Below are 4,670 nucleotides of genomic sequence, written 5' to 3'. Positions count from 1 at the left end.
CCGGCGCAAAAGTTGCCACTCAAGGGGGTGATCATGCCGAGTCGGGCCTTGAGCCGAGCCACCTCATAATAGCGAGCAGGGCCGCCGGTCCGGCCGAAGGACGGTGTGAGGGTGAATTGCTCCTCGAGCCGTCGCCGGACGGAGTCGAGCGGCAAATAGTGGCAAGTCCGGTCTTCCTCGACGTCGCCCAACGGCATGGTTTCGATCAGCGTCAGGTCCAACCCCTCGCCGTCGCACCACCGCAGCATCTCTTCGAACTCGTCGTCGTTAAGGCCGGCCAGCGCGACCATGTTGATCTTGACCTTGAGACCCGCGTCTCGAGCGGCGGCTATGCCGCGCAGAACGGCACCAAGGTCGCCGCCCCGGGTAATATGAGAGAAGCGCTCCGGCCGCCGGCTGTCCAGGCTGACGTTCACCCGGCGCACGCCGGAGCCGGCCAGCAGCTCGGCGAACTGTGCCAGCAGTACGCCATTGGTGGTTAGCGTCAGTTCCTCGAGGCCCTGGCCGATGCGTGCACCGAGCGTCCGAAACAGCTCTCCGACCCCGCGCCTGACAAGCGGCTCGCCGCCCGTCAGGCGGATGCGACGAACGCCGCGAGCGATGAAGATGTCACCGAGTTCGACGATCTCTTCGAGCGTCAGTATGTCGCGCTTCGGTAAAAATTGCATGTGCTCGGCCATGCAGTAGCGGCAGCGCAGGTTGCAGCGGTCGGTGACCGAGATCCGCACATAGTCGATCTTGCGGCCGAAGCTGTCGACCATCAACTTGGGCTTTGCCACCACTGCGTCCATCCTGTTTCGTCTCCGAGGTCAAACGAGGAGTCGGCTAGGCAACTCTTGAAGACCTGCACGTGATCTGAATCAAGTCAGCCGCACTTCGAATGGCCACATTCAAGGCACTTGTCGCACCCCTCGACCCGGATCAGGGCCGGAGCGCCGCACCGCGGACAGCAGGGTCTCGTGCTTGCGCCCACGCCTGGCTCATCCGCCCTGGGGTCGCCGTCAGGGACTGCTTGGTCGATGTGACGCTCGATCACTTCGCCGATCGCGGCGAGTAGCGACGGAACATAACGTCCTTTCATCCATGCGCCGCCTCGAGGATCGAACACTGCCTTGAGCTCTTCAGGCACGAAGGAAACATCGCCGCCCCGCCGGAAGACCGCTGAAATCATCCGGGTCAAGCCAAGCGTCCAGGCGTAGTGCTCCATGTTCTTGGAGTTGACGAAAATCTCGAACGGGCGGCGGTCGCCGTCGGCTTCGAGGTCATTGATTGTCACATAGACGGCGTGCGCGCTTTCGGGCCATTTCAGCTTGTAGGTCGTGCCGCGCATCGCGTCGGCCCGCTCGGCGAGCAGCGGCCCGTCATGACGACCGCCTGACGCGGTGTCGTCACCGGCCAATTTGAGCACAGAACCAGTGACCGCGTTGGGCCGGTAGGTTGTCAGCCCCTTGCAGCCCAAATGATAGCCTTCGACATAGATGTCGGCGAATTCCTCGAACGAAATATCCTCGGGGCAGTTGACGGTTTTTGAGATTGAACTGTCGACCAGCGCCTGGGCAGCCGCTTGCATCGCGAGATGGTCGGAAGGTTTCAGCGTTTGCGCGCTGACGAACAATTCCTCGGGCGGCGGCTCGTCGCCGCGGATCTGCCGCCAGACATGCATCGCATAATCCTCGACCGGTTCGAACCGCGCGCTGCCGTCTGGCTGGAGGATCCGCCGCTCATAGGAATAGGCGAACACAGGCTCGATCCCCGACGAGACGTTGCCGGCCAGCAGCGAGGTTGTGCCGGTCGGCGCAATTGAGGTCAGGCATCCGTTGCGCAGCCCATGCTCGGCGATCAGCGCGCGAGTTACCTCGTCGAGACACTGCAGATTGGGTGTCTCAAGCATCAACTCGTCGTAGAGCGGGAACGGCCCCTTTTCCGCCGCGAGCCGCGCCGACGTCCGGTAGGCTTCGCGCTTGATGATCCCCAGCCATTGCCGGGCCTGCTCGACGGCATCGCCGCTGCCATAGACCTTGCCGCAAAATAGCAGCGCATCGGCCAGGCCGGTAACGCCCAGGCCGATGCGGCGCTTGGCCTTTGCTTCCGCTTCCTGTTGCGGCAGCGGGTAGCGAGAGATGTCGATGACATTGTCGAGCATCCTCACTGCCGTCGCGGTGAGCTCGGCCAATTCCCGCTCATCGACTTCGGCGCCTTCCGCAAACGGCCGGGCCACTAGCCGGGCGAGATTGATCGAACCCAGCAAACAGGCGCCATAGGGCGGCAGCATCTGCTCGCCGCAGGGATTGCTGGCGCTGATCGTCTCGCAATGCTGCAGATTGTTCGCTGCATTGACCCGGTCGATGAAGATCACTCCCGGCTCGGCGCAATCATAGGTCGACCGCATCAACCGTTCCCACAGCTCTCGCGCCCGCACTGTCCGAATGGTCTTGCCTTCGAACCGCAACGGCCAGTCGGCATCGGCGCCCAAAGCCGTCATGAAGGCGTCGCTCACCAGCACTGACAGGTTGAAGTTACGGAGGCGTTGCGGGTCGCGTTTGGCGTCGATGAATGCCTCGATGTCGGGGTGGCCGATCGACAAACACCCCATCATCGCGCCGCGCCGTTGGCCGGCGGAGTGGACTGTCCGGCACATCGAGTCCCAGCAATCCATGAACGACAGCGGTCCGGAAGCATCCGCGCCAACGCCTTCAACCGGTGCGCCATTTGGCCGGATGGTAGAAAAGTCGATCCCGACGCCGCCGCCCTGCTGCATCGTCAGCGCAGCTTCCCGAAGGTGATCGAAGATGCCGCCCAGGCTATCGGGGACCGTGCCCATGACGAAGCAATTGAAGAGGGTGACGCTCCGGGCAGTGCCGGCACCGGCGATGATGCGGCCAGCAGGCAGGAAGCGGAAGTCGAGCATCGCCTCGCGAAACCGTTCGAACCAGGCTGCCCGGTCATCGGGGGCCTCGGCCACCGCCATTGCTACGCGAGTGGCCGTCGCGGCGAAGTCCTCGTCGGCGACGCCACCGGCCGGTGCGAAGCGGTACTTGGCGGTCCAAATCTCCTCGGCAAGCGACACTTCGAAGCCCATCAATCCCTCCCCTTTTCAGTGGAGGCAAATTAGCGCGGGCGGCGCGACGGCGAATTGATCTATCGCATCGCAATCCGGCCCGGACTAACTCTTCTCGCCAAGCCTGGGCGCGAACAGTATCGGCCCGTAATTGAAAATGAACAGCACGAAGCTGCCGAGCCAGCAGAAGCCGGCCACTTCCATGCCCATCCGATAGTCGAGCGCCCCAAGCGACGCAGCCACGCGCATCGCGGCACCTGCCGTGACCAACAGGTAAATGACCTGCGTGGTTGGTCCGGCACGAAGTTCGCGACCGGTATGGCCAAGGGTAGCCCGGGTCATCACCGCCAGGATCATTGTCCCCATGGCCCCCGCGGTCAGGGCGTGCACCGCCGCGGACTGGATCACCCACTGGCCGAACTGGGACGCGCTGAGGAGTGTGAGACCAATCGGTATCCAAAGGTAACCGACGTGCAGAACGAGGACGAGCGGATCGCGGACCGCCTTCCAGCCCTTCCATCGCGCCAGTCGGATAGCCTGCGCAGCGGCCGCAACTGCCAATAGGGTCCCAGGCAGCCAGCCCGATGGCCCGGCGATCCAGGCAATCAGCCCTAGCGCGCTAAGCCCAATGGCCACCAAGTCGAACCGGTTCGGCTGTCCCGGCAAGCCTTGCGTGACGCCGCACTTTGCCAGCCAGTTGCGCGTGAACGATGGAACGATCCTGCCGCCGATCAGCGAGATCATCAGGGTGACGAGCGCCACTGCCAGCCGCCAAGGCAGGGTAGGATCGGCCAAGATGCCGGCCGCCGCCAAATGGTCGAGCGCGTTGGCGATACCAAACAGCAACAGCAGCCCCACGATCGGCACGTTGCGATTATTGGCCTCAATGACCTCGCGGGCGGCGACGCCGGCCAGCACAAAGTAGAAACCGGTGTCGACCACCGCTGCAACCACAGGTCCCAGCGTTGCCGAAAACAGCATGGCCATGCGTCCAGCCAGCCATAGGCCGAACAGGCTCGCGAGCGGCGCACCGGCAATCGGCAGCCGCCCGGTCCAATTGGGAATGGCGGTCAACAGGAAGCCGGCGATCACCGCGCCGACGAAGCCGAACAACATTTCATGCCGGTGCCAGGCAAGGGCATCGAATGTCGTCGGGATCGTGATTTGCCCGGCAAGGACTCCTAGCCAGAGCACCAACGCGATGACCGCCCAGAGCGCTCCGCCAAGGAAGAAGGGCCTGAAGCCGCCCCGCAGGATCGGCGGAGAAGCCGACATCCGGGATCGCCGGAGCGCAAGCATCTGTTCTCCGCGAGTTTGCATCGCCTTCGGCATGGCTCAAGCCACTCGCAGCGTTACGCGGCGCTGAATTGATTCAGATCATTCGGCCCACCCGCATCGGCGATAAGCAGGGCATAGTTAAAAGGAATTGCGGCGCGTTATTAGCCGGACAGGTTCGAACATCATCTTGAGACTGACGAGAATGCCGCCGCGTGGCTCGCTTCACCTACGGTCGTTTTACTACCCCTAACCCGACCTGGAGCGACCACGCGGGGCAGCCGCCGGGCCGAGCGTACCGGCCTCAGTGTGGGGAATGATAGGTGGCGGAGACGGA

General features: G+C 63.5%; 3 protein-coding genes. All 3 read right to left on the bottom strand.

What is annotated here, in order from left to right; translation table 11 throughout:
* Positions 1-791: GTP 3',8-cyclase MoaA (gene moaA, locus Q0C64_RS13100; RefSeq protein ID WP_294124285.1), on the bottom strand; the 791-nt coding region annotated here is incomplete at its 3' end.
* A 74-nt stretch (positions 792-865) separates the two neighbouring features.
* A complete protein-coding gene (locus tag Q0C64_RS13095) occupies positions 866-3,079 on the bottom strand; it encodes an adenosylcobalamin-dependent ribonucleoside-diphosphate reductase (protein ID WP_294124284.1) in 2,214 nt (737 codons plus the stop codon).
* 84 nt (positions 3,080-3,163) lie between these two features.
* Complete coding sequence (locus Q0C64_RS13090) at positions 3,164-4,333, bottom strand: NnrS family protein (RefSeq protein WP_294124283.1); 1,170 nt, start codon at positions 4,331-4,333, stop codon at positions 3,164-3,166.
* Positions 4,334-4,670 lie beyond the last annotated feature (337 nt).

Origin of the sequence: Sphingomonas sp. (genome assembly GCF_023266535.1) — a bacterium.
Classification (GTDB): domain Bacteria; phylum Pseudomonadota; class Alphaproteobacteria; order Sphingomonadales; family Sphingomonadaceae; genus Sphingomicrobium.
Note: the sequence above shows the minus strand (reverse complement) of the source record. Positions and strands in the feature narration are given on the sequence as shown.